This is a genomic window from Bacillus sp. FJAT-18017 (assembly GCF_001278805.1).
Lineage (GTDB): Bacteria > Bacillota > Bacilli > Bacillales > Cytobacillaceae > Bacillus_D.
Window position 1 is genome coordinate 1,641,436 of record NZ_CP012602.1, and the last position, 22,944, is coordinate 1,664,379.

The following is a 22,944-nucleotide window of genomic DNA, read 5'->3' on the forward strand; positions in this document are numbered from 1 at the left end:
AAATGCGAAATTAATCGAAATGTAAGGAGTGGCAGTGGCGAATTGGGGAAAAGAAAGGTACACTACTAATTAGCGTGTTTTTATAACTACCTGTATCCAGTGTGATTGCGGGTATTTGCTCATTTCTAATGTAAGAAGGGATTTTATGTCATCAAAGCTTATTAGAGGAACGTTTATCCTGACTCTTGGAACCATGATTTCCAAGATGCTCGGGTTATTTTATGTTATTCCGTTTACCAGGCTTGTTGGGTTGGACGGGACAGCTTTATACCAATATTCGTATATTCCTTATACAATTTTCATCAGTATTGCGACTGCAGGCATACCACTTGCTGTATCAAAATTCATAGCAAAATATAATGCCCTTGAAGAATATGCGGTTGGAAGAAGGCTTTTTAAATCTGGATTGGTCGTCATGCTATGTACTGGAATTCTTTCATTTCTCATTCTGTATTTTTCGGCTCCTCTTTTGGCACAGGGAAAAACACAGCCGGCAGAAGACATTATTTCAGTCATCCGGGCTGTCTCGTTTGCTTTGATTGTTGTTCCTTTTATGAGTATGATCCGTGGCTTTTTTCAGGGACATCAGTCAATGGGACCGTCTGCAGTCTCACAGGTTGTAGAACAGGTTGTCAGAATTACGTTTGTTTTAGTTGGGGCTTACATCATTTTGGAATTTATGGGCGGAGATACTGTAGACGCTGTTAGAGCAGCTACCTTTGCTGCCTTTATAGGGGCAATTGGCAGTCTGTTCGTGTTAGCCTGGTATTGGATTAAACGAAAACCCGGCCTGGATAAATTACTTGAACAAGATAAGGGTACAGTGAATATCTCTTTAAAAGAAATGTACAAGGAGATTCTGATATATGCAGCTCCGTTTGTACTTGTTGGGATAGCGAATCCGCTATTTCAATTTATTGATCAGCTTACGTTCGAGAATGCATTGGTTCAAGCTGGGGTGAAGGCTAAAGATGCCGGCGACGCATTTTCTATTTTGAATTTCCAATCCCACAAACTAGTTATTATACCAGTGTCGCTTGCGACTGCATTTTCGTTGACACTTGTACCTAGTGTTACAAAAGCATTTGTTGAGGGGGACAGAAAGGGTCTTAATTTTCAGCTGAACCAGACGTTCCAGGTGCTATTATTCCTGACGCTGCCTGCAGCCGCTGGACTTGCACTGCTTGCCGAGCCTTTTTATACCGTATTCTACGGTCCTATGGAACTTGGAACTGAGGTGCTGAAAATGTATGCACCGGTTGCGATTTTGTTTGCCTTATTCTCTGTAACGGCAGCGATTCTTCAAGGAATCAATGAGCAGAAATGGACTATCCTAAGCTTGCTGACAGGTTTGTTGATAAAGCTTACTTTCAATATCCCGCTTATTAAAGCATTCGAAACTGATGGTGCCATTGCGGCTACCGCTTTAGGCTACGGGGCGGCTATCATGATTAATTTAATCATTATTAAAAAATATTCAGGGTACCGGTTTAGGCTGGTGCTTCGCAGGAGTTTATTAATTGTTATTTTTGGAGCTCTCATGCTCGCAGCCTCAGCTGTCACATACCGGCTCTTATCGAACTACCTTTCACCAGAGGTTGAATGGCAGTCTCTAATTCTCATTGCTGTAACAGCACTTGTTGGCGGGGCTGTGTATTTCTACCTTTCCATAAAAACCCGCTTAATTTACTTCCTGTTTGGGGACAAGGTTGACAGGCTGCTGGGTAAACTGAGGATACGAGTCTAGAATTCAAGATAGCGACGAAAAAGAATGAGGAGTGAGTTCCTTTGCGAATAGATAAAATGCTCGCCAATCTTGGCTATGGAAGCAGAAAGGAAGTAAAGCAGCTTCTGAAAAGCGGCACCGTTAAAGTAAATGGAACTTCTATTAAAGATGCTAAACAGCATATTGACCCGGAACAAGACACAGTTACGGTGAATGGAACTGAAATAGAGTACAGGGAATTTGTTTATCTGATGATGAATAAACCACCGGGTGTAATATCAGCGACGGAAGACAACCGGGACGAAACAGTCATAGATTTGCTTGAGTTGGAAGAACAGGTATTTGAACCTTTCCCGGTTGGAAGGCTTGACAAGGATACCGAAGGGCTTTTATTAATTACAAATGACGGACAGTTATCCCATCGCTTGCTTTCACCAAAAAAACATGTTCCTAAAACATATTTTGCTGTTATAGAAGGCGAAGTAACAGAAGAGGATGTGGAGGCGTTCTCTAAGGGAGTTACCCTTGAAGATGGTTATCATACGAAGCCAGGTGAATTAAAAATCTTAAAATCTGGCTTAATGTCTGATATCGAGCTGACGATAACAGAGGGAAAGTTTCATCAGGTAAAGAGAATGTTCCAGTCTGTAGGGAAGCGTGTTGTCTACCTGAAACGAATTTCTATGGGCCCGCTTCTACTTGATGAAACGCTCGAACTCGGTGAATATCGGGAATTGACTGACGAGGAATTAGAAAGCCTGATGAATTATCAGCCTGAATAAAGTTAATAAGATGCGGCTGGGGATGAACCCCAGCCACTTGTTTCAATGGAGTCCTACAGGCATATATAACAAGAGAAAACCGCCAAATTTGGCGGTTTTCTGCATGAGGAGCGTTTTAAACTAACGCTTAAGTTATTGAAGTGTTTTGTATACGTATTAAGAGGACATTTTTACTTTTTTCTGGGTGGTTGTCCATTTGCCCCGGCTCGTGCTTTTAACGAGGTCGTTGTAGGCGAGGACGTTTAAGTCACGCTGAATGGTACGAGGAGTGATGCCAAATTCCTCTACAAGGTCCTGGGTTGATACAGTCCCATTCTTTGAGATGAACATGTAGATGCACTTGATGCGGTTCAACATACGGTTAGTCGAAGGTTTCAAAAAACCACTCCCTATCCATTTTTCAAACCCTGGGCATTTTCCTGCTGACGGCCGGCTGGTTAAGGTTCAATAAGGAATCCTTTCCAAGCAGCCACTCCCTTCCAAAACATAGTGTCAATCTTTATTCCTTTATTAGGGAACAATGGGTTCACAACAATAGATAGCTCCTTTATAGAGCATGTCTACGTCTAGCTTCAGCGCCTATCGCCTAGTAAACTTCAGGTCTCCTCCCTACGATAAGTCATCATCGAATCGCTATCGCTCTTCGTGATTCCTTTATCTCAGTCGAAGCCCCTCCAGTTTATACGGCGATGATCAAGGCGCTTCCGCTTTTGTCATTATTGTATCCCTAATTTCTGAAGATTTCCACCATATTTACGAAATTTACAATATATTTATATTCTTTTTGCAGGTAATATTCGGGTTTACCTTTCTATTACCCTTTTTACTAAGGATATGCACATTAGGTAGAGGTTTATGTGAAGTTATGTGAAAATTTTGCAAGTAAGACAATATATCTGTTGTTATCACTTCGTTTTTTTATAAAAGATTGGTAAGATTATTTTCATATGGTAAGCCGTAGAATATGGGGAGGCAGTGCCCATATATTGTTTGGTGGGAGGATTTCTAGTGGAAGATGTAAATTGGCTTGAAGAAGTTGGTAAGAGGAAGGATACTTTTATTAAAGATACACAGAAGCTCCTGCAGATACAAAGTGTATTGGATGAATCCAATCCTACAGCGGAAGCACCTCTGGGGAAGGGAATCAAAGAGGCCCTTGATTTTATGCTTAACATGGGAGAAGCTGATGGTTTTTTAACTAAAAACACAGATAATCTTGCGGGGCATATTGAGTTAGGGGAGGGCAAGGAGCTTGTTGGCATTCTGTGCCATCTCGATGTTGTTCCAGAAGGAGATGGATGGACAAGCGGGCCGTACGATGCGGAAATTCGCGACGGGAAACTATATGCCCGCGGCGTACTTGATGATAAGGGGCCGACAATGGCTGCCTATTATGCAATGAAAATAATCAAGGAACTTGGCCTGCCTTTGAAAAAACGGGTACGGATGATCCTCGGGACCGATGAAGAAAGCGATTGGCGCTGTGTTTCCCGTTATTTTGAAACCGAAGAAATGCCGGGGATGGGTTTTGCGCCCGATGCTGATTTTCCAATAATCTACGCTGAAAAAGGCATTTCCGATTTTGATCTTGTTCAAACCCTCTCCAGGGAGGAAGCAGAAGACGCTCCCCAAGTTGAAGTACTGGAATTCCAGGCAGGGCTTCGCTATAACATGGTGCCTGACTTTGCTAGAGCTTCCCTTCATGTACATAATGGGGATACGGAAATTATGCAAAGGTTTATCGAGTTCATGGACCAGCATGGCCTTGGAAGGGAGCTCCATGTAGATGCAGGAACAGTTGTGTTGGAAGTCAAAGGTGTGTCTGTGCATGGCATGGAACCGGAAAACGGAAAAAATGCGGGTTTGTTTTTAGCTGAGTTCCTTTCGAGTCTAACTATTGATTCGCAGGCTAAAAAGTATTTTACCTTTGTTTCGGATTATTTTTATAAAGACTCACGAGGGAAAAATCTTGGAATTGCCTATAGTGATGACATTACCGGCGACATGACAATTAATGTGGGAAAACTCTCGTATACAAAGGAAAAAGCAGGTATGCTTGGTTTGAATCTCCGCTATCCTGTAACCGCAGCTATGGGTGAGATTAAAACAAAGCTGGAGTCTTTGGTGATGGAACGTGGGTTTGAAATATCCAATTTCACTGACTCCAAGCCGCATCATGTCGATGAAAATGACTTCCTGATTCAAACCTTGAAAAAGGTGTATGAGGAGCAGACAGGAGAACCTGCAGAGTTGATTGCAATCGGCGGGGGTACCTATGCAAGATCCCTTAAATCGGGCGTGGCGTTTGGCCCTCTGTTTCCAGGAAGGCCTGATGTTGCACATCAAAAAGATGAATATATGTTTATTGAGGACCTATTGAAAGCCGCAGCCCTTTATGCGCAGGCGATATGGGAGCTTGCAAAAGAAGAGTAAATAGAGAAGAGCAGGAGGAAACCAGATGGAATTCGTAGTGTTGAATGGGGACATCATCTCGCGGGATAAGGCGTCTATTGATGTGGAGGACCGAGGATATCAATTTGGTGATGGTGTGTATGAGGTTATTCGGGTTTATAACGGAACTATGTTCACGGCAATGGAGCATCTTGAAAGGCTGGAAGCTAGTGCTAAGAAAATCGGCATTAGCCTAGGCTGGACCATTCAAGAACTTGAATCGAGGTTCAAAGAATTGATTGATAAAAACCAGTTAACTACTGGGATTGTCTACCTTCAGGTAACCAGGGGCATATCGCCGCGAAATCACGTGTTTCCGCCTGCAGGAACGGCTCAGACACTAGTAGCCTACACAAGAAAGGCAGATCGTCCGCTCCAAACGATTACGAATGGAGCAGCAGCAATTGTGGAAGAGGATCTCCGGTGGCTGCGCTGCGATATAAAGAGCTTAAATCTTCTAGGTAACATCTTGGCCAAACAAAAAGCCGCGGATGCTGGCTGCTATGAAGCCATCCTCCATCGGAATGGAACGGTTACTGAAGGAAGTTCCTCAAACATTTTTATTGTTGAAAGTGGAACAATCTACACCCACTCAGCTAATAACCTTATCCTTAATGGAATAACGAGACAAACTCTCGCAAAGCTCTGTCAGAGGGAAGGAATTCCTTTTGTTGAAAAGGAATTTACGGTTGAAGATTTAAACAATGCCGACGAAGTCATTCTTGCCAGCACTACTTCAGAACTCACCCCTATTGTAAAAATAGATGGTAAACCTGTGGGAAATGGTGAGCCGGGACCTGTGACAAGAAAGGTTCAGACGCTTTTTGAACAGGAAATTGAAAAGCAGTGCGGCAGCATCGCTGTAAAGCAGTAATATTAAAGACGAGAAATAAAAGATTTAAGGCTGCCCAATGGAAGAAGGGGAGCCTTTCTTTTTTATAATCGAAAGGAGCAACTCTAATGTCCCCTGGTGAAAAAGTGGGAAAACATGGAATTGGACGGCTGTAGTGGATAATACCAGATTACCCAAAGATACTACTAGTAGTACAATTTTTTCCCGGTTTTTCCTGGGAGTTTGCTACAATAAAACAAAAGGGTGTGACGTATGAGCCATTATTTTTTTGCTGCGAAAATTCCTTCAGACACAAAAGTAAAAATGAAGGAAGAGATGGAGAAATTGAAAGCTTCGTATCCGTTCAGGCGCTGGGTTCATCATGAAGATTTGCATATTACACTTGCATTTTTGGGACATGCTCCCGAGGATAAACTGGAGGAAGCAAAAGCGCTTGTAAAGGAATCTATTCAGGATTTTGAAGCGTTCAATATGTCAGTGGCGGGCCTGGGAACCTTTGGCCGTAAAGACCAGCCTAGAATCTTCTGGGCCGGTGTTTCAAAAAGTGATGAATTAAGTATATTGCGTGACCGAGTCTTTCAAGCTTGTGAGAAGGCAGGATTTCCTCTGGAGACAAGGCCGTTTTCCCCGCATATAACACTAGCCCGGAATTGGGAAGGAAAAGCTCCTTTTCAAAAGCAAGAGGAGACGCTGTCATTTAACAACTATGAATTTTTGCTAGACGAAGTGGTGTTGTATCGAACCAATATGGCAAAAAATCCAAAATATGAAGCGGTTGAAATCTATCATTTAAAATAAATATGTGGATAAATTAAAGAATCTTATGTTGATGTAAAGAAGACGAAGACTAAATTGGAGCGGAATTCATAGGCTTAACTAATTAGTGCATTTTTTTCCGCACATTATAGAGACAGGGACAGGAGAAACTGGCTGGTAATGAAAAAGTATTATTTTATCGTAAACCCGAAGGCTGGAAATGGGAAATGCCTTAAGAAATGGGTAGCAATCGAAGGCAGCTTGAAGAGCCAATCAATCCCCTATGAGGTTTATTTTAGTAAAAGGCCTGGCCATGCAGTGGAACTGGCAAGGAACGTTGCAGCCAAGGTGAGGGATGAGAATATATCGATTATAGCGGTTGGCGGCGACGGGACTGCTCACGAAGTCCTAAATGGGATTGGCAGCAGCGCTCCTTTTTCGTTTGGTTTTATTCCAGGTGGATCAGGAAATGACTTTTCACGCGGATTTTCCTTGCCTCGTGAGCCCTTGGCGGCATTGAATGATTTGCTTGAAACGAATTGCGAACCTTCAGATACAGTTGATGGTGGTAATTTGTCATTAAACGGAAACCAGGCACGCCTGTTTATTAATAATATGGGCGGAGGGTTTGATGCGCTCGTTTCAAAAAAAGCGAATGAGACAAGCATGAAAGCATTGTTCAACCGTTTTTCGCTAGGCAGGCTTGTGTATGTATATATCCTTTTAAAGGAGCTATTTTCCTATAAGCCTGGAACAATTGAATTAACGATTGACGGAAATAGGCATATATATGAACAAACGTGGTTTGTTACTATTTCGAACCAGCCTTATTATGGCGGCGGGATGATTATATCGCCAACAGCAATGGCCAGTGATGGCATGCTCGATATCACGGTGGTGACCCGCCTTTCCAGACTTAAGCTGTTGTTAGTGTTTATGAGCGTATTCTGGGGGAAACATATATACTTTAATGAAGTACATACTTTTCAGGGCAAGAAAATTTCAATCTCATCAACTGCAGAAATTGATTTTCATGCAGATGGAGAATATATTGGAAAAGCCAATTATGGGAGTGCAACGGTATTACCCGGAGCATTCAAAATCCTGTCCAATCGCAGAACTTTAAAAGAATAGAAAAATTGGTGGTGAGTCAAATGGCTTCCGTTAAGCGAGACTTTAATGCATACCTTGATGCAATGAATGAAATCACTATTTTGCTTCCTCTCTCCTATCGGGAAGCAGCTTCCGCTTCATTCACATTATCAAATGGAACAACTGATATTCCCCTCGAATTAGTTGATATCACGGATGTAGAGGATGGTTTAAAATTATCCTGCAGATTCCAGGGAGAATTTGAATTTGGGACGGAGTATTTTTTATCAGGAATGAACGGCATAGAAGCGGACGTGGAAATTCGCGCTGTAGTTCGTACGACTGATTTCGATGAGATTTTTTTTTATCAGGGTGAAGATTTGGGGGCAATTTGTAAGGATGGCTATACAACCTTTAAACTATGGGCCCCGACTGCTATTCAAGTAAAAGTAAAACTTTTCCCGCCAGGAGGGAAGTTTTTTGAGCTTGTGAAGCTGTCCAGGGGAGAAAAGGGGGTATGGTCAGCAGAATTGGCGCGAGACCTTGAATTTTACCGTTACACTTTTATGGTTCTTGTAAACCATGAATGGAGGGAAGCGGTGGACCCCTATTCAGTAGCAGCTTCTGCGAACACAACTCATAGTGTTGTCGCCAAGCTTGAAAATACTAGAGTTCAGCCAGTCCAACTTCCACCTTTCACTCATCCTGTGGATGCGATTATATATGAAACGCATATCCGTGATTTTACAATCCATCCTGATAGCGGAGTCAGCCACAAAGGCCTCTATATCGGGGCAGCAGAGACGGATGCGAACGGTGCTGACGGAAAGGCTGCGGGATTGTCATATGTGAAAGAACTTGGCGTGACACATGTTGAGTTCCTGCCATTCAATGATTTTGCGGGCATTAATGAATTGGAAAGAACGGAATATAATTGGGGCTACAACCCGCTCCTTTTTAACGTTCCAGAGGGCAGTTATTCAACAGACCCATCCGATCCATATAAACGAATCGTTGAATTGAAGCAGATGATTGAGGGATTTCATTCCGAGGGCTTAAGAGTCATTATGGATGTAGTCTATAATCATGTTTATATTAGGGAACAATCTCCTTTTGAAAAAATTGTCCCGGGATACTTCTTCCGGTTTCATTCAGATGGGCAGCCTTCGGATGGCACGGGTGTAGGCAATGATATTGCTTCTGAAAGGCTAATGGCACGAAAATTCATTCATGACTCTGTCCGATATTGGGTGAAGGAATACAACATTGACGGGATAAGAATGGATTTGATGGGCATCCTCGATGTTGAAACGGTAAATGGAATCCGAGAGATTTGCGACAGTCTAAAGCCAAGTATGATTATTATTGGAGAGGGTTGGGAATTGAACACTCCGCTTCCTTCATCTGAAAAGGCAGCTATGCGGAATCAGAATTTGATGCCGTCCATCGGCCAATTCAATGACCAGTTCCGTGACTCCATCAAGGGAAGTACATTTAATCTTTATGAACGCGGCTATGCCCTGGGGAATGGAACCTATACTGATCGAGCAAAGGAAGCTCTTGCTGGAAGCATTGGCCTATTTACGGATGGCAAAGGGGTATTCAATGAGCCAGTACAGTCAGTTAATTATGTTGAGGCGCATGATAACCATACTCTTTGGGATAAGCTGGAAGCTTGCCTGGACAATTCAGGTGATTTATTAAAAATGAAATGCCATAAACTTGCAACTAGTCTTGTACTGCTTGCGCAGGGAGTTCCTTTTCTTCACAGTGGCCAGGAATTTTTCAGGACAAAGGGAGGAATAGGCAATAGCTATAAAGAACCTGATGAGGTAAATCAATTAGACTGGGAACGAAAAATTAGGCATTCGGAAAATGTTCGCTATATTAAGGGATTAATTGAAATTAGAAAACAGCTCGAATGTTTCCGATATAGAAGTGCCGAGGATATTAGGATTAATTTAAAGGATTTGGGTCTGCAGCATCCGCTAATCGGCTTCCACTTTAATTCGGGGGTTGATCAAGAGGAGATAATCCTTATTGTGAATCCAACCGTATATATCCACCATATTACGCTTCCTGACGGTGAATGGGATGTGCTTGCAGATGATCTTCATGCAGCAATTCAGCCCCTAAGGACGATTACACGTGACGAAACAGCCGTCCTGGAACCGGTCAGTATAATGGTTTTAGTCAAAAAATAATTAGGGAATTTGTCTTTTCTGTCTATAGTCTCTTGACGAATAATGCCGAATGGCGCTAATATTTATAAGATAGCTATTGTAATAAGTATACAGTAGCTGTCTTTTTTACTTTATAAGTCAATTTACTTTTCTCTTTGAACCTCGATTCTCCAATACAACCGGGCACCGGCGTTTAAAAGCAATGAGCGTACATTGCCCAAAAATACGGACCGCAACCGCGGACAGCGCAAGATGTTACGGACATAGTGTAGGTGACCTGTTTTGGAATATATATTAGGGAATGAATGGGAAATAGTCCCGGCCGGGGGCGCCACAGGCAAAGCCTTTTATGCAGAGTATAAGGAACAGAAGCTTTTTCTGAAACGCAATTCATCGCCTTTTTTGGCGGTGCTTTCTGCAGAGGGAATTGTTCCAAAGCTTGTATGGACAAAAAGGCTTGAAACTGGCGATGTTATTACTGCCCAGCAATGGAAGAATGGCAGGGAATTGGAACCGGAAGAAATGGGCCAGGAAAGTGTCGCAAAGCTGCTCAAAAAGATTCATAGCTCTGAGCCGCTGCTTTCGATGCTTATTCGGCTGGGAAAAAAACCAGTAGTTCCACAAAATATGCTAGATAGCCTTATTAAAAGCCTTGACCCCGATATTGCCCAGCACCCTGTGGTCAAGGAAGGCCTGCGTTTTTTGAAAAACGAAATTGGAAATGTTCAATATTCTCACCATGTTGTTTGCCATAGTGATGTTAATCATAATAACTGGCTGCTAGGTGAAGACAGCCAGTTATACCTGATTGATTGGGACGGAGCGACAGTTGGGGATCCGGCAATTGATTTGGGAATGCTTTTATACTGGTATGTTCCCGAGAAAGATTGGCTTTCCTGGCTTAGCCGTTATGGAATGCCTTTGACTTCAAACCTGGAGCTGCGTATGAAATGGTATGTTACAGGCCAGGCTATTTCGACAGTTCAATGGTGTAAGGACAAAAACCAGGATGGCGAGATGAATAAATGGCTGGGATTTCTGGCCAGGTTATTAAAGTTGGCCTGAAAACTGGTCGATATCACTTACCCAGTTTGAAAGCTGACCTTGATGGGCTTGAATATGATTATCCAGGTCCGTGCTTTGGGCTCCATGCTGGCCATATTCATATATATCCTGTAAGATGCCTTTTACATTTTTGTTTATGCCAGTGTGGGCCATAAGTGACTTTACCAGGCGTTCAACTTGTTCGCACTCTGCGACAGAACCACAGCAATCGGTTTGATGGTTGCTTAGGATATCCTTAAGGACAGCAGCCTGATCCTGGCTGTTTAATGGCATATGTGTCATCCTTTCATTTCTTTTCTATATGGGAATCCATAACTTAGGTTGTGGATTCCCATGTTTGTTTATTCATTGAGCTGCTTGCATGGATTTTCAGTTCATGATATCTTTTAAACCGAATGATTTTTTAGGACGTATAACCTTTTCTGACAGGTGATGTTCAGACTATCCTTTCAGAAAAGGGTTTTTATGATAGGAGTGCGAGTATGAGATTTCGTAATAAACCATGGGCCGGCGAAAAAATTCGGCAGTACCCTCAATATGTTATTTCATCCCCTGAGCAGCATAAGGGGAAATGGAATGAAGTGTTTGGAAATGAGAACCCTCTCCATATTGAAGTCGGTACAGGGAAAGGAAGATTTATTACCGGCATGGCTGCTGCCAATCCCGACATTAATTACCTTGGTATTGAACTGCACGAGGGAGTTATTGTGACTGCATTGGACCGGATTATTGAGGCGGAGCTTCCAAATGTAAAGCTTCTCAACGTGGATGCGGCTGAACTTCTGTCCATTTTTGCAAAGGGAGACGTTAGCAGGTTATATCTTAACTTTTCGGACCCATGGCCAAAGACACGTCATGCAAAAAGGCGTCTTACTTATAAAAGCTTTCTAGCATTATACGAGGAAATACTAATTGATGGCGGAGAAATTCATTTTAAGACGGATAATCAGGGTCTTTTTGAATATTCTTTAGTGAGCTTTTCAGAGTATGGCATGCTTTTGAAATATGTAAGCCTTGATTTACACAACAGCAATTTTGCTGGAAACATCATGACTGAGTATGAAGAGAAATTTTCCGGTAAGGGCAGCCGGATCTATCGATGCGAAGTTCAATATAGAAATTGAGTTACAGGCATCCTCCATTGCGAGGGTGCTTTTCTTTTTATTTCGAAAAATGTCTCAAAAGCGAAAATTGGAAATGTTAGTGGTAAAATAAAAAAGTATAGAAAAGCTTGGCATCTAAAATATTTAAAAATAATCCATGCTTTCCTGTCAGCCAAATTAAGGAGGGATATTCAATGGAGCGTTTACAAATTGGTGGAGTTGAACTTGCCTGGTTAAAGGGCGGTGTAACCAATATGGATGGCGGGGCGATGTTCGGCGTTGTTCCCAAGCCGCTATGGGAAAAGAAATATCCGTGCAATGAAAAGAACCAAATTGAATTAAGATCTGACCCAATCCTTGTGCAATATGAAGGTAAAAATTATTTAATTGAAACTGGATTAGGAAACAATAAACTGACTGACAAGCAAAAAAGAAATTATGGTGCAACAGAGGAATCACAATTGGAATCGGACTTGGCTGAATTTGGTCTTGGCTATGAGGACATTGATTATGTCCTGATGACTCACCTTCATTTCGACCATGCATGCGGACTGACAAAAGTGGATGCCGAGGGGAATTACTCATCGTCTTTTCCTAATGCTAAAATAATCACTTCGCAAATTGAATGGGATGAGATGAGAAATCCAAACGTCCGGTCAAAGAATACATATTGGAAGGAAAACTGGGAATCGATTGAAGGGCAGGTAGAGACATTCGATAAGGAGTGGAATCAAGGCCCGTTTACCATGATCCATACAGGCGGCCATAGTAACGGCCATTCTATTATTTTAATCGAAGATGGCGGCGAGCTGGGGATTCATATGGCTGATATCATGCCAACACAAGCCCATCAAAATCCGCTTTGGGTTCTTGCATACGATGATTATCCTATGGAATCAATTCCTGCCAAGCAAAAGTGGATCGCTCATGGGAAGGAAAACAATGCATGGTTTTTCTTTTACCATGATGCTTATTATCGGGCAGTCAAATGGGATGAAAATGGGAATGTTATAGGGGAAGTAAAGCGGGAACGGTAGTAACAGGTGACGGTCTGGCACGATAGTATCATTTCCATATAGACGGTACTAGCAAAAAAGAGACTGGCTGGCTGCCAGTCTCAGTCTTTGTTTATCCAGATCCACAAGGAAAGCTTCGCCAGCATAAGTTCATGGGATACAAAGGAACTTCTGAGAATAATTATCGCAGAGCCAGGCGTATTTTGCCTGTCGCGAGGCGCTTACGCTTTAGGTCTATAATCTGGATACTTCCAGGATTGTGCCGGTTGTAGCATCTGCAACAAATTCGAACTGCTCTCCAGGTTGGGTGCTATCAGAAACCTGCCTGGTAATCCCGCCCCTGTAGACCCGGTAGTGGATACCATTTTTCTCAAATGGAAGTGCCTCCATATGAATCCACGAACCACTTACAGGACCGGAAGATTTGAACTGGCTTCTAGCATGGGAAAGGACTTTTTGTGCAGGGACATCCTTGTTATCTGAAATGACTTCGTTTACTGCATAGGCTGCCGCCGCTCCGGTTGCAACTCCCAATAAAAAAGTTTTCCAATTCACATGAATCGCCTCCCTAACAGGATATTAATCGGTTACATTTCAATACCAGTATATCCTAGAATGGTGAAAGAACCCACTGAAAAAAGTAAATGATATGGCATCCCGTGTGAAAGTTCTGTAAAATTGGGTGTATACATAAAAATTAGTTGGTATTTTAATGAGATTTATTTGTCCTTTGGAGGGAGTAGAACAATTATGAATCAAAAAACAATAGAACTGTTTAAAACATTAACCGAACTGCCAGGTGCTCCTGGAAATGAGCATGCAGTTCGAAGTTATATGAGAGAACGGCTTGAACCTTTTTCCGATGAGATTATTCAGGATAATCTGGGAAGTATTTTCGGGATTAGAAAAGGAAAGGATGGAGATCCAAAAATCATGGTTGCCGGCCATATGGATGAGGTTGGCTTCATGGTCACTTCCATTACTCCGAATGGAATGCTCCGCTTTCAGCCGCTTGGAGGGTGGTGGAGCCAGGTACTGCTTGCCCAGCGAGTACAGATTATAACCGAAAATGGTCCTTTAATTGGTGTCATCGGGTCCATCCCGCCGCATCTTCTTGATGAAGCGAAACGGAATAAGCCAATGGAAATAAAAAATATGCTAATCGATATTGGCGCAGATAATAGAGAAGATGCCGAAAAGGCTGGAATTCGGCCAGGGCAGTCCATTTTGCCTATATGTCCGTTCACTCCAATGGCAAATCCAAAGAAGATAATGGCTAAAGCTTGGGATAACCGATATGGCTGTGGTTTGGCAATTGAATTATTGGAAGAAGTAAACGGTATTGACCTTCCAAATACATTATTTTCAGGAGCAACAGTTCAGGAAGAAGTGGGCTTAAGGGGAGCACAAACTGCAGCAAATATGATTAAGCCCGACCTTTTTCTCGCTCTCGACGCCAGCCCTGCCAATGATGCATCAGGAAACAAAGAAGAATTTGGCCAGCTTGGCAAGGGGACGCTTCTTCGGATCCTCGACAGATCCATGGTAACCCATCGCGGTATGAGAGAGTTCATCCTGGATACCGCTGAGACGCACAAAATTCCTTATCAATATTTTGTTTCACCAGGAGGCACGGATGCAGGACGTGTCCATACTTCACTTGAAGGAATACCAAGTGCAGTTATCGGTATATGTGCAAGATACATCCATACTCATGCATCAATCATGCATGTTGATGATTATGCAGCCGCAAAAGAATTGTTAGTAAAGCTTGTCAAGTCTTTTGACAAAACTACAGTACAAACGATTAAATCAAATAGTTAATTTTACTTCTTGCCCGGTTACAGTTATGTTTTTGCCTTCGCTGCTTCTGGCCGCGAAGGCTTTTCGTTGTAGTCGGATAGAGTTGGAGGAATCTTATGAAAGTAGCTATTGGATCAAAAAATCCCGCGAAAATCTCCGCGGTACAGGATGTATTCAAAGAGATTGTTGGGGCTGATTTCATTTCCTGTGATGTACCCTCTGGTGTTTCAGCACAGCCCTTTTCAGATGGGGAAACGATAGAGGGAGCAATAAATAGGGCTCAAAAGGCTCTTGAAAAAGGTGACCTTGGCATCGGCCTAGAAGGCGGAGTGCAAATGACAAAGTATGGCCTCTTTCTATGCAATTGGGGAGCGCTTGCTGAGCCTGGCCAATCTCCTTTAATTGCCGGGGGTGCAAGAATCCGGCTGCCTGATGAAGTGGCGGGGAAGCTGCTGGGAGGAAAAGAACTCGGCCCAGTCATGGATGAATACACTAAAATGACAAATATTCGAAAGACTGCAGGTGCAATAGGCATCTTCTCAAACGGCCAGGTAGACAGAGCCGCAATGTTCACACACATAGTTAAACTGCTATATGGGCAACATTTGTATCGAATCAACCTGCATAAATTAAATGGCAATTAAAAGGTAGACTTGTCACTGATACCCAATGGGAGTATGATAAAAGAGAAATCTAAAATTGTCGGCCGGGGTGCAAAATTCGACTTTTTCCTTCTTGGGCAAAATCTGAATTGGCGGATCCTGCCGGGAGGGAAAATGATGAAAAGACGATTTCCAACAGCAATTTTTATTATTGCTGCCATGTTGGTTTTGAGTGCCTGCGGCGGCCCTTCTTTTGAAAAAGAAAGAGAAAAGGCGAGAGTTGAGGCAAAAACTTCTTTTGAAGAAAAAAAGAAAAAGGCCAATGAGAAAACCGATGAAATTAGCTTTTACTTGCCGTTTGGATTCGAAGTTGAAGAGGTCAAGCCGAATAATGTCATTTTGAAAAATGGGGCAAAGACGTATATCCTTTTTTATAACCCACATGAAGGCAAGGATAGCAGGGTGGTCTTTGATGCAACAACCCAGGCTTACGGCGACCCAGAGGCGGTAGATGAGTTTCAGGGTGAAGGCCGATTGGGCTACCTAGTAATTAAACAGCTTGACGAGGGATTGAATTCCCTGACAACCGGAATAGGCGGTGTTAAAGTAACAACCGAAACCAAAACCGGAAGCCTTGATGACGAGGCGAAAGTACTGATGCGAATTGCTAATTCTGTAGAGATTAATAAATAGACGTTAATTGGGTGGCCGGCTGGCCATCCATTTTTTTAATATCAGAAATATATCTTTTCCTTGAGAACTGTCTAGCTACACAAGGAAGGCTTCGGCAGCATCGCACGAAGAAAAAGCGGTAGCTTTTTCGAGGAGCGCCTAGTGTACTTCGGTCCCCTCGTTACGATAAGTCAACATCGATTCGCTTGCACTCATCGTGTTTCCTTTATCTCCTTCGAGGCCCTCCAGTCCATACGGCGCTGGGCCACTAAGGAAAGCTCCTTAGATTAAACATCGCAGGGACAGGCGGTCTTTGCCTGTCACGAAGGCGCTGCGCTTTTCTTGGTTTGTGTTCAGCCTGATTGGGGAATTATAAAACAGGCGCGGGCCGTTTGATTAGACCTGCCGCCATTCGCTTGCTATTATGGAAACAAGGAATGACATGCGGCAAATAGGAGGAATACTGGATGATACATTTAGAATCTATGGATCAATTTGAGGATTTAAAAAATACAGGTAAACATGTTTTCATGTTTTCGGCTGATTGGTGCCCCGATTGCAGGGTTATTGAACCAGTTATGCCCGATATTGAGGGACAGTTCAAGGATTTTACATTTGTCCATGTAGACCGGGACAAATTCATTGACCTTTGCCAGCAGCTTGATGTTTATGGGATTCCGAGCTTTATTGGCTTTGAAAATGGAAAGGAACTTGGCCGTTTTGTAAGTAAGGACAGGAAAACCCCAGAAGAAATAGCAGGTTTCATGACTGGGCTTCGCTAATGGACAATCTTCCATCTCTCTGCTTGAGATGGATTTTTTTTGGTCAAAAGACATGGTTATTGGAATAACTATGTTTATAGCACTGACGGGGACAAAAGCTTGTCGAGTGGCGAGTTAATCACTAATTTACACTATTTATTGGGGGTTTACAGGTTGAAAATGGACAGCCGGAAAATGAGGAAAATACTGGAGGAACGGCTAACTAAGCCCGACCGGAAATTTATCTATGATCGAGATAAAGATGAACTTAGAATTGAACATGAAGTAAGTGGAAAAGGAATAACCGTCTCTATAGGCGGAATTGTTGCAAAATGGCACGAACGAAACGATACGGCAATCGAAGAGGTAATCTATTACATAGAGGAAGGCCTGGAAGCAATGTCGGGCCAAAAGGAAATAAGCGGGGAGATGAAGAAGGTATTTCCTGTGATCAGGTCTGCCTCCTTCCCGACTGAGCCAGAGGAAGGAAACCCTTTTCTTTACGATGAGCATACAGCAGAAACAAGGATTTATTATGCCTACGATATGGGCAACACCTATAGGTTGATTGATACGAAGCTTTTACAAAAGGAAGGATGGGACCAGGGGCAAATTAGGGAAGTGGCTATGTTCAATGTAAGGTCACTCCCGGTACCGTTAAAGGAAGACAAGGTAGCTGACAATATTTTCTACTTTTTGAATACGAATGATGGATATGACGCGAGCAGGATCCTGAACAAAGGTTTCCTTGTTGAGATGCAAACGAGAATCTCAGGAACGATGGCGCTGGCAGTACCGCATCAGGATGTATTGATTATTGCTGATATTCGGAATGACACTGGTTATGATGTTCTTGCCCAGATGGCAATGGGCTTCTTCGCAGCCGGCAAAACTCCAGTTACAGCTTTGTCATTCCTATTTGAAAATGGAGAGCTTGAGCCAATTTTCATTCTTGGTAAAAATCGGCCAAAGAAATAGCTATCATGTATTTGCTGATTATTAATAGGCACGCTCCGGTTCATCATGACTTTGTAAAGTGCAGTTTTTCATTCATTTTCCAATATACACGCCCAAAGGACTGACTCTTAGTGAAAGTCCAATAGTTCAAAAGTCTGAATCCAGCTGTTTTTCGCTATAATTCGATAAATACTGTCGAACTTTTTCGGAATCCTGTTAAAATACAATAGAAGAAGATTTCGGGAAAGAGTGATTGAATTGAGTTTTATCAAAAATATTTACAATAAGTTCCTGAGCAATCAGGAAGAGGAAGACGTAGAAGTTGAAGATACGCCTTATAAGAGCCAATCGTTATCGACTAGTCACACAAAAAAAGAAACTGAAGCCAGAGTTGTCTATGAGTATCCAAAAGGCAACTTCCGTTTTCCACTTATACCAGATAACAGAATTGCCAAGAGAGAAGAATCAAAGGTTCGGAGCGAGAATCGTAACAGGCGAAACCCGCTCAATGAAATTAAACAGGAGCCTGCCCAGAAAGAACGCCAAGTAAAAAAAGTTCGTCCTTTCACGCCTACTGAAATTCCATCACCTGTATTCGGATATTCAAATCAGAAAAAAGAGATGACAGAAAAGCCAGTAGTTGAGGAGCCAATTGTATATGAACTGAATGGTTTTCTGGATGTAGAGGAGTATATTTCACCAGAGTCTCCGATACATATTGAAGTGCCAGTGACCGCCCCAGGACTTGAAAGTTTGCTAGCTGAGGAAGACAATCTTAAGAGCATCTTACCTGCTGACGAAAGAATTAGTGTCAGTAATCAGGATGATGAAGTGTGGAATAATGGACCTGCTTTTCAGGATAAAACTCCTGTTTCTGATGCAGAAATCGATGCTAAGATAACCATGGAGTTCAACAAGGAAGAAACCACAATTCCATCTGTAATCGAACTAGCAAATCAAATTTTAGAAGAACAAGAAGATACAAAGAGTGTTTCTGATCAAGTCATCGCTGATACTCTTGAAGAGGTAGATGAAAGCCCAGATTTGATCCAGCCTGAAGTAGAAGTATCCAATGAAACAGAGGCTGGAATAACTGCTTCTGAAACTGCTAATATTCAAGTCGCAGCTGAAACTCTTGAAGTAGTCGATGAAACTAATGTATTGACACAGCCTGAAGTGGAAGTATCCAATGATATGGCAGCTGGAAAAACTGTTTCTGAAGCTTCAGATCTTCAAGTTGTCCTTGACACTTTTGAAGTAGTCGATGATACTCATGTATTGACGCAGCCTGAAGTGGAAGTATTCAATGAAACGGAAGCTGGAAAAATTGTTACCGAAACTGCTGATATTCAAGTGGTAGCTGAAACTCTTGAAGTGGTCGATGAAAGCCCTGCTTTGATACAAGTTTCCAATGATACGAAAGCTGCAACGAATGTAACCAAAGCTGGGAACCTTCAAGTTGTTCCTGGTGCACTTGAAAAAGACCATGAAATCAAGGTTTTGACGCAACGTGAAGTGGAAAATTCCAATGATATGGAAGCTGGAAAAGCAGTCTCTGAAGCTCCAGATATTCAAGTCATGGCTGAAACCCTTGAAGATGTTCGTGATACAGGAACTGTCCTTGAAGTGGAAGGGGAAATTGAGACTGAAGGCCTGCAGGAATCGGTTCATCCACCGGCTCCGATTGGCGAACCTGGCATTCTACCCCCACAAAAAATAGAGCCTGAACAGAATTATGTAAAAGGTGATTCACTGCCTATCGATGGCAAGGAAACTGCCGAGTTTGTAAAAGAGGAACATAAGAAAGAGGAAGACAGGCCAAAAAGAAGGTCGCATCTTCCGTTTAATGTATTGATGCTCAAAGATGATAAACGAAAACTGGAACAGCAGAAAAATGCCGCAAACCGCTCTCTGCTGAATAAAGTGCCTGCCAAGCCAGAAAGCACATCTACTACAAATCCTCCTGATAATGATGAGTATGGAGATGTGTATAGTTTCCCAGGGGCCAATTTGCTTGATCCTCCAGTACATGCAGATGGAGATCCAACCTGGCTCGAATCGCGAAGGAAAATGCTTGAGGAGACTCTTCATAATTTCAATGTTGGAGCCAAGGTTGTCAATGTGACTCAAGGACCTTCAGTAACTAGGTTTGAAGTACATCCCGAACCTGGTGTAAAAGTGAATAAGGTAACAAACCTTTCAGATGACATTAAATTAAGTTTGGCTGCGAGAGATATACGGATTGAGGCCCCAATTCCGGGTAAGCATACAATTGGAATTGAAGTCCCTAATTCAAAATCACGCCCGGTTATGATTCGGGAGATTATTGACAGCTCTGTCTTTAAGGAGAACCAGTCACCCTTAACTGCAGTATTAGGGCTGGATATTTCCGGCAAGCCGATTGTTACTGATTTAAAGAAGATGCCACATGGATTAATAGCCGGTTCCACTGGTTCTGGGAAAAGCGTTTGCATTAACTCCATCCTAGTCAGCCTTCTATACAAGGCAAGTCCGGATGATTTAAGGCTTTTGCTTATTGACCCTAAAATGGTTGAACTAGCACCATATAATAGGATTCCTCATTTAGTCAGCCCTGTCATTACTGATGTAAAGGCTGCAACAGCATCCTTGAAATGGGCAGTTGAGGAAATGGAGAGGCGCTATGAACTGTTTGCACATGCGGGTGTAAGGGAGATAACTCGCTATAATGACCTTGCCATGAAAACGAAACGGTATTCAGATAAACTGCCGTTCATTGTAATCGTTATCGATGAGTTAGCGGATTTAATGATGATGGCACCAGCGGATGTGGAAGAAGCGATCTGCCGGATTGCTCAAAAGGCAAGGGCATGCGGGATACATTTAATCATAGCTACACAAAGGCCATCAGTGGATGTCATTACTGGCCTGATCAAAGCGAACGTGCCAACTCGTATCGCCTTCTCGGTTTCATCCCAGATCGATTCAAGAACGATTATAGATATGGCCGGTGCTGAAAAGCTGCTTGGACGTGGGGATATGCTGTTTCTTGAAAATGGATCATCAAAGCCAGTCCGGCTTCAAGGAACGTTCGTTACGGATGATGAGATTGACAAGGTAGCTGATTTTACTAGAGAACAAAGAAGCCCGAATTATTTATTCGAACAGGAAGAACTCTTAAAAAAGGCTCAGGTTACAGAGGAAGAGGATGAATTATTCTTTGAAGCTTGTGAATTTGTAGTTGAACAGGGAGGGGCCTCCACTTCTAGTCTTCAAAGAAGGTTTAAAGTAGGGTATAATCGGGCGGCCCGGCTGATTGATATGATGGAGGAGTCGGGATATATTTCAGGAGCCAGGGGATCGAAGCCAAGGGATGTCCTGATAACCGAAGCGGAACTTGAATCTATTCATGAATTTGGACGCCGATAGGTTTGGTTTAATTTGGTTAATTTGTAGTATTCTTTATCCGTTTGGGTAAATACTTAGAGTAACAGGCATCTTATCAGGTATGGCTACATCTAGCTCCAGCGCCTACGCGTGCGCAAACTTCAGGTCTCCTCCCTGCGATAAGTCATCATCGAATCGTTTTCGCTTTTCGTGATTCCTTTATCCAGTCGAAGCCCCTCCAGTTTGTACGGCGATGACCAAGGCGCTTGCGCTTTTGTTGCTTTCGTACTTTAAAGAGTTTGTTTGATAGTGTCTACCCGGCAAACGTGTTATAATTCAATATTATATTGTTTCATTGGATAGTACTGGGCTTTTTTTCCAATTAGCAATTAACATTGGGCGTCATATACTGTGTTACAGAAAGATGTTTGTTGGAGGTTCTTTATATGACTATTTACCATTTTGTAGGTATCAAGGGGTCCGGAATGAGTGCTCTCGCACAAGTTCTCCATGATATGAATTATGAAGTGCAGGGCTCTGATGTCGAAAAGCGGTTTTTTACTCAGCAGGCTCTTGAGGAATCCGGAATAAAGATCCTTCCTTTTCAAAAAGAAAATATTCAGCCAGGCATGGTTGTTATCGCAGGTAATGCCTTTCCCGATACACATGAAGAAATTCAGGAGGCTTTAAGGCTTGGCCTTGATGTTATCCGTTATCACCGTTTTCTCGGGGAATTTATGGAGAAGTTCATTAGTGTAGGAGTCACTGGGGCCCATGGCAAGACCTCTACAACAGGTCTTCTTGCCCATGTCATGAAAGGGGCTAAGCCTACTTCCTACCTAATTGGTGATGGTACAGGCAAAGGTGAGCTGGATGCTTCTTATTTTGTTTTTGAAGCATGTGAATACCGGAGGCATTTCCTATCGTACCACCCGGATTATGCCATTATGACTAATATCGATTTTGATCATCCCGATTATTTTGCAAATATTGAGGATGTATTTTCAGCATTTCAGGAAGTAGCTCTTCAGGTCAAGAAAGGCATCATTGCCTGCGGCGATGACGAGCATCTTCAAAAAATTCAAGCGAAAGTACCCGTTGTGTTTTATGGTTTTGGGGAGGACAATGATTTTCAAGCTCGGAATATTATCAAAAGCCCTGAGGGAACTACGTTCGATGTTTTTGTACGTAATACGTACTTCGAAACATTTACGCTTCCTTCCTACGGAGACCATAATATCCTTAACTCACTTGCGGTGATTGCCATTTGCCATTATGAAAGTATGGATGTTAACATCGTCAAGGATCAGCTCAGAACCTTTGAAGGTGTTAAAAGAAGGTTTACAGAGAAAAAGCTTGGAAGCCAAATTGTTATAGATGATTACGCCCATCATCCTACTGAAATTAGGGCTACACTTGATGCAGCAAGGCAAAAGTTTCCTGACAGGGAAATTGTTGCTGTATTCCAGCCTCATACGTTCACCAGGACACAGACATTCCTCCAGGAATTCGCAGACAGCCTAAGCCTGGCTGATAAAGTTTATTTGTGTGATATCTTTGGTTCCGCCAGGGAAAATCATGGAAAGCTGTCCATTAATGATTTGGTAGATAAAATTGGCGGGGCCGAGGTCCTATCGGAGGAACATACCGAAATCCTTCAGGGGCATGAGGGCGGCGTCATCATATTCATGGGTGCCGGCGATATCCAAAAGTTCCAGATAGCTTATGAAAAAGCATATACCGCTTAATCTTTACC

20 protein-coding genes are annotated in these 22,944 nt (G+C 42.6%); 17 read left to right on the forward strand and 3 right to left on the reverse strand.

Translation table 11 applies throughout. From position 1 onward, the window contains the following. The first annotated feature begins 145 nt into the window (after nucleotides 1-145). Nucleotides 146-1,747 (forward strand): putative polysaccharide biosynthesis protein, encoded by a 1,602-nt coding sequence (locus AM500_RS07495; protein ID WP_053598661.1) that lies wholly within the window; start codon nucleotides 146-148, stop codon nucleotides 1,745-1,747. Between the two features lie 41 nt (nucleotides 1,748-1,788). Further along, the gene (locus tag AM500_RS07500; RefSeq protein WP_053598662.1) at nucleotides 1,789-2,508 is read left to right on the forward strand and encodes a pseudouridine synthase; all 720 of its coding nucleotides are present in this window, start codon (nucleotides 1,789-1,791) and stop codon (nucleotides 2,506-2,508) included. Nucleotides 2,509-2,664: 156 nt separating this feature from the next. Here the strand turns inward: AM500_RS07500 and AM500_RS24895 are convergent, their stop codons facing one another. Continuing rightward, the gene (locus AM500_RS24895; protein ID WP_081773086.1) at nucleotides 2,665-2,886 is read right to left on the reverse strand and encodes a DeoR family transcriptional regulator; all 222 of its coding nucleotides are present in this window, start codon (nucleotides 2,884-2,886) and stop codon (nucleotides 2,665-2,667) included. Nucleotides 2,887-3,516: 630 nt separating this feature from the next. Between AM500_RS24895 and pepV the strand changes: the two genes are divergently transcribed. The 6 genes from pepV (at nucleotide 3,517) to AM500_RS07530 (ending at nucleotide 10,908) form a co-directional block, all read left to right on the forward strand. After that, the gene (gene pepV / locus AM500_RS07505) at nucleotides 3,517-4,941 is read left to right on the forward strand and encodes a dipeptidase PepV (RefSeq protein ID WP_053598663.1); all 1,425 of its coding nucleotides are present in this window, start codon (nucleotides 3,517-3,519) and stop codon (nucleotides 4,939-4,941) included. A gap of 25 nt (nucleotides 4,942-4,966) precedes the next feature. Next, nucleotides 4,967-5,833 (forward strand): D-amino-acid transaminase, encoded by an 867-nt coding sequence (gene dat, locus AM500_RS07510; RefSeq protein ID WP_053598664.1) that lies wholly within the window; start codon nucleotides 4,967-4,969, stop codon nucleotides 5,831-5,833. A 231-nt stretch (nucleotides 5,834-6,064) separates the two neighbouring features. Continuing rightward, nucleotides 6,065-6,610: an RNA 2',3'-cyclic phosphodiesterase gene (gene thpR, locus AM500_RS07515; RefSeq protein ID WP_053598665.1), complete on the forward strand. Its 546-nt coding sequence runs from the start codon at nucleotides 6,065-6,067 to the stop codon at nucleotides 6,608-6,610. 138 nt (nucleotides 6,611-6,748) lie between these two features. Beyond that, nucleotides 6,749-7,702, forward strand: a complete 954-nt coding sequence (locus tag AM500_RS07520; RefSeq protein WP_053598666.1) for a diacylglycerol/lipid kinase family protein — start codon at nucleotides 6,749-6,751, stop codon at nucleotides 7,700-7,702. A gap of 20 nt (nucleotides 7,703-7,722) precedes the next feature. After that, the gene (gene pulA / locus AM500_RS07525) at nucleotides 7,723-9,864 is read left to right on the forward strand and encodes a type I pullulanase (RefSeq protein WP_053598667.1); all 2,142 of its coding nucleotides are present in this window, start codon (nucleotides 7,723-7,725) and stop codon (nucleotides 9,862-9,864) included. Between the two features lie 261 nt (nucleotides 9,865-10,125). Continuing rightward, entirely contained in the window at nucleotides 10,126-10,908 is a 783-nt protein-coding gene (locus AM500_RS07530) for a phosphotransferase family protein (RefSeq protein ID WP_043934066.1), read from the forward strand. Here the strand turns inward: AM500_RS07530 and AM500_RS07535 are convergent. Further along, nucleotides 10,894-11,181, reverse strand: coding sequence for a YtzH-like family protein (locus tag AM500_RS07535; protein WP_043934067.1), 288 nt, complete (start codon nucleotides 11,179-11,181; stop codon nucleotides 10,894-10,896). The two genes, AM500_RS07530 and AM500_RS07535, sit on opposite strands and share 15 nt — an antisense overlap. 209 nt (nucleotides 11,182-11,390) lie before the next feature. Here AM500_RS07535 and trmB point away from each other — a divergent pair, with 209 nt between their 5' ends. Both trmB and AM500_RS07545 read left to right on the forward strand, forming a co-directional pair. After that, a complete protein-coding gene (gene trmB, locus AM500_RS07540) occupies nucleotides 11,391-12,032 on the forward strand; it encodes a tRNA (guanosine(46)-N7)-methyltransferase TrmB (protein ID WP_053598668.1) in 642 nt (213 codons plus the stop codon). 173 nt (nucleotides 12,033-12,205) lie between these two features. After that, nucleotides 12,206-13,048, forward strand: coding sequence for a YtnP family quorum-quenching lactonase (locus tag AM500_RS07545; RefSeq protein ID WP_053598669.1), 843 nt, complete (start codon nucleotides 12,206-12,208; stop codon nucleotides 13,046-13,048). A 213-nt stretch (nucleotides 13,049-13,261) separates the two neighbouring features. Here AM500_RS07545 and AM500_RS07550 read toward each other — a convergent pair whose 3' ends face one another. Further along, nucleotides 13,262-13,582 carry a peptidase M4 gene (locus AM500_RS07550; protein WP_053598670.1) on the reverse strand — a complete coding sequence of 107 codons (321 nt, stop codon included), beginning with the start codon at nucleotides 13,580-13,582 and terminating at the stop codon, nucleotides 13,262-13,264. A gap of 195 nt (nucleotides 13,583-13,777) precedes the next feature. On the opposite strand from AM500_RS07550, the gene AM500_RS07555 reads away from it, so the two are divergent. The 7 genes from AM500_RS07555 (at nucleotide 13,778) to murC (ending at nucleotide 22,936) form a co-directional block, all read left to right on the forward strand. Next, complete coding sequence (locus tag AM500_RS07555) at nucleotides 13,778-14,851, forward strand: M42 family metallopeptidase (protein WP_053598671.1); 1,074 nt, start codon at nucleotides 13,778-13,780, stop codon at nucleotides 14,849-14,851. A gap of 95 nt (nucleotides 14,852-14,946) precedes the next feature. Continuing rightward, nucleotides 14,947-15,474, forward strand: a complete 528-nt coding sequence (locus AM500_RS07560) for a DUF84 family protein (RefSeq protein WP_053598672.1) — start codon at nucleotides 14,947-14,949, stop codon at nucleotides 15,472-15,474. 33 nt (nucleotides 15,475-15,507) lie between these two features. Then, nucleotides 15,508-16,125 (forward strand): hypothetical protein, encoded by a 618-nt coding sequence (locus tag AM500_RS07565; protein WP_053598673.1) that lies wholly within the window; start codon nucleotides 15,508-15,510, stop codon nucleotides 16,123-16,125. Between the two features lie 446 nt (nucleotides 16,126-16,571). Further along, nucleotides 16,572-16,886 (forward strand): thioredoxin family protein, encoded by a 315-nt coding sequence (locus AM500_RS07570; RefSeq protein ID WP_053598674.1) that lies wholly within the window; start codon nucleotides 16,572-16,574, stop codon nucleotides 16,884-16,886. A gap of 159 nt (nucleotides 16,887-17,045) precedes the next feature. Next, nucleotides 17,046-17,843: a DUF1444 domain-containing protein gene (locus AM500_RS07575; RefSeq protein ID WP_053601656.1), complete on the forward strand. Its 798-nt coding sequence runs from the start codon at nucleotides 17,046-17,048 to the stop codon at nucleotides 17,841-17,843. Between the two features lie 237 nt (nucleotides 17,844-18,080). Then, entirely contained in the window at nucleotides 18,081-21,230 is a 3,150-nt protein-coding gene (locus AM500_RS24900) for a DNA translocase FtsK (protein WP_082347170.1), read from the forward strand. A 404-nt stretch (nucleotides 21,231-21,634) separates the two neighbouring features. Beyond that, nucleotides 21,635-22,936, forward strand: coding sequence for a UDP-N-acetylmuramate--L-alanine ligase (gene murC, locus AM500_RS07585; RefSeq protein WP_053598675.1), 1,302 nt, complete (start codon nucleotides 21,635-21,637; stop codon nucleotides 22,934-22,936). The last annotated feature ends 8 nt before the right edge of the window (nucleotides 22,937-22,944 follow it).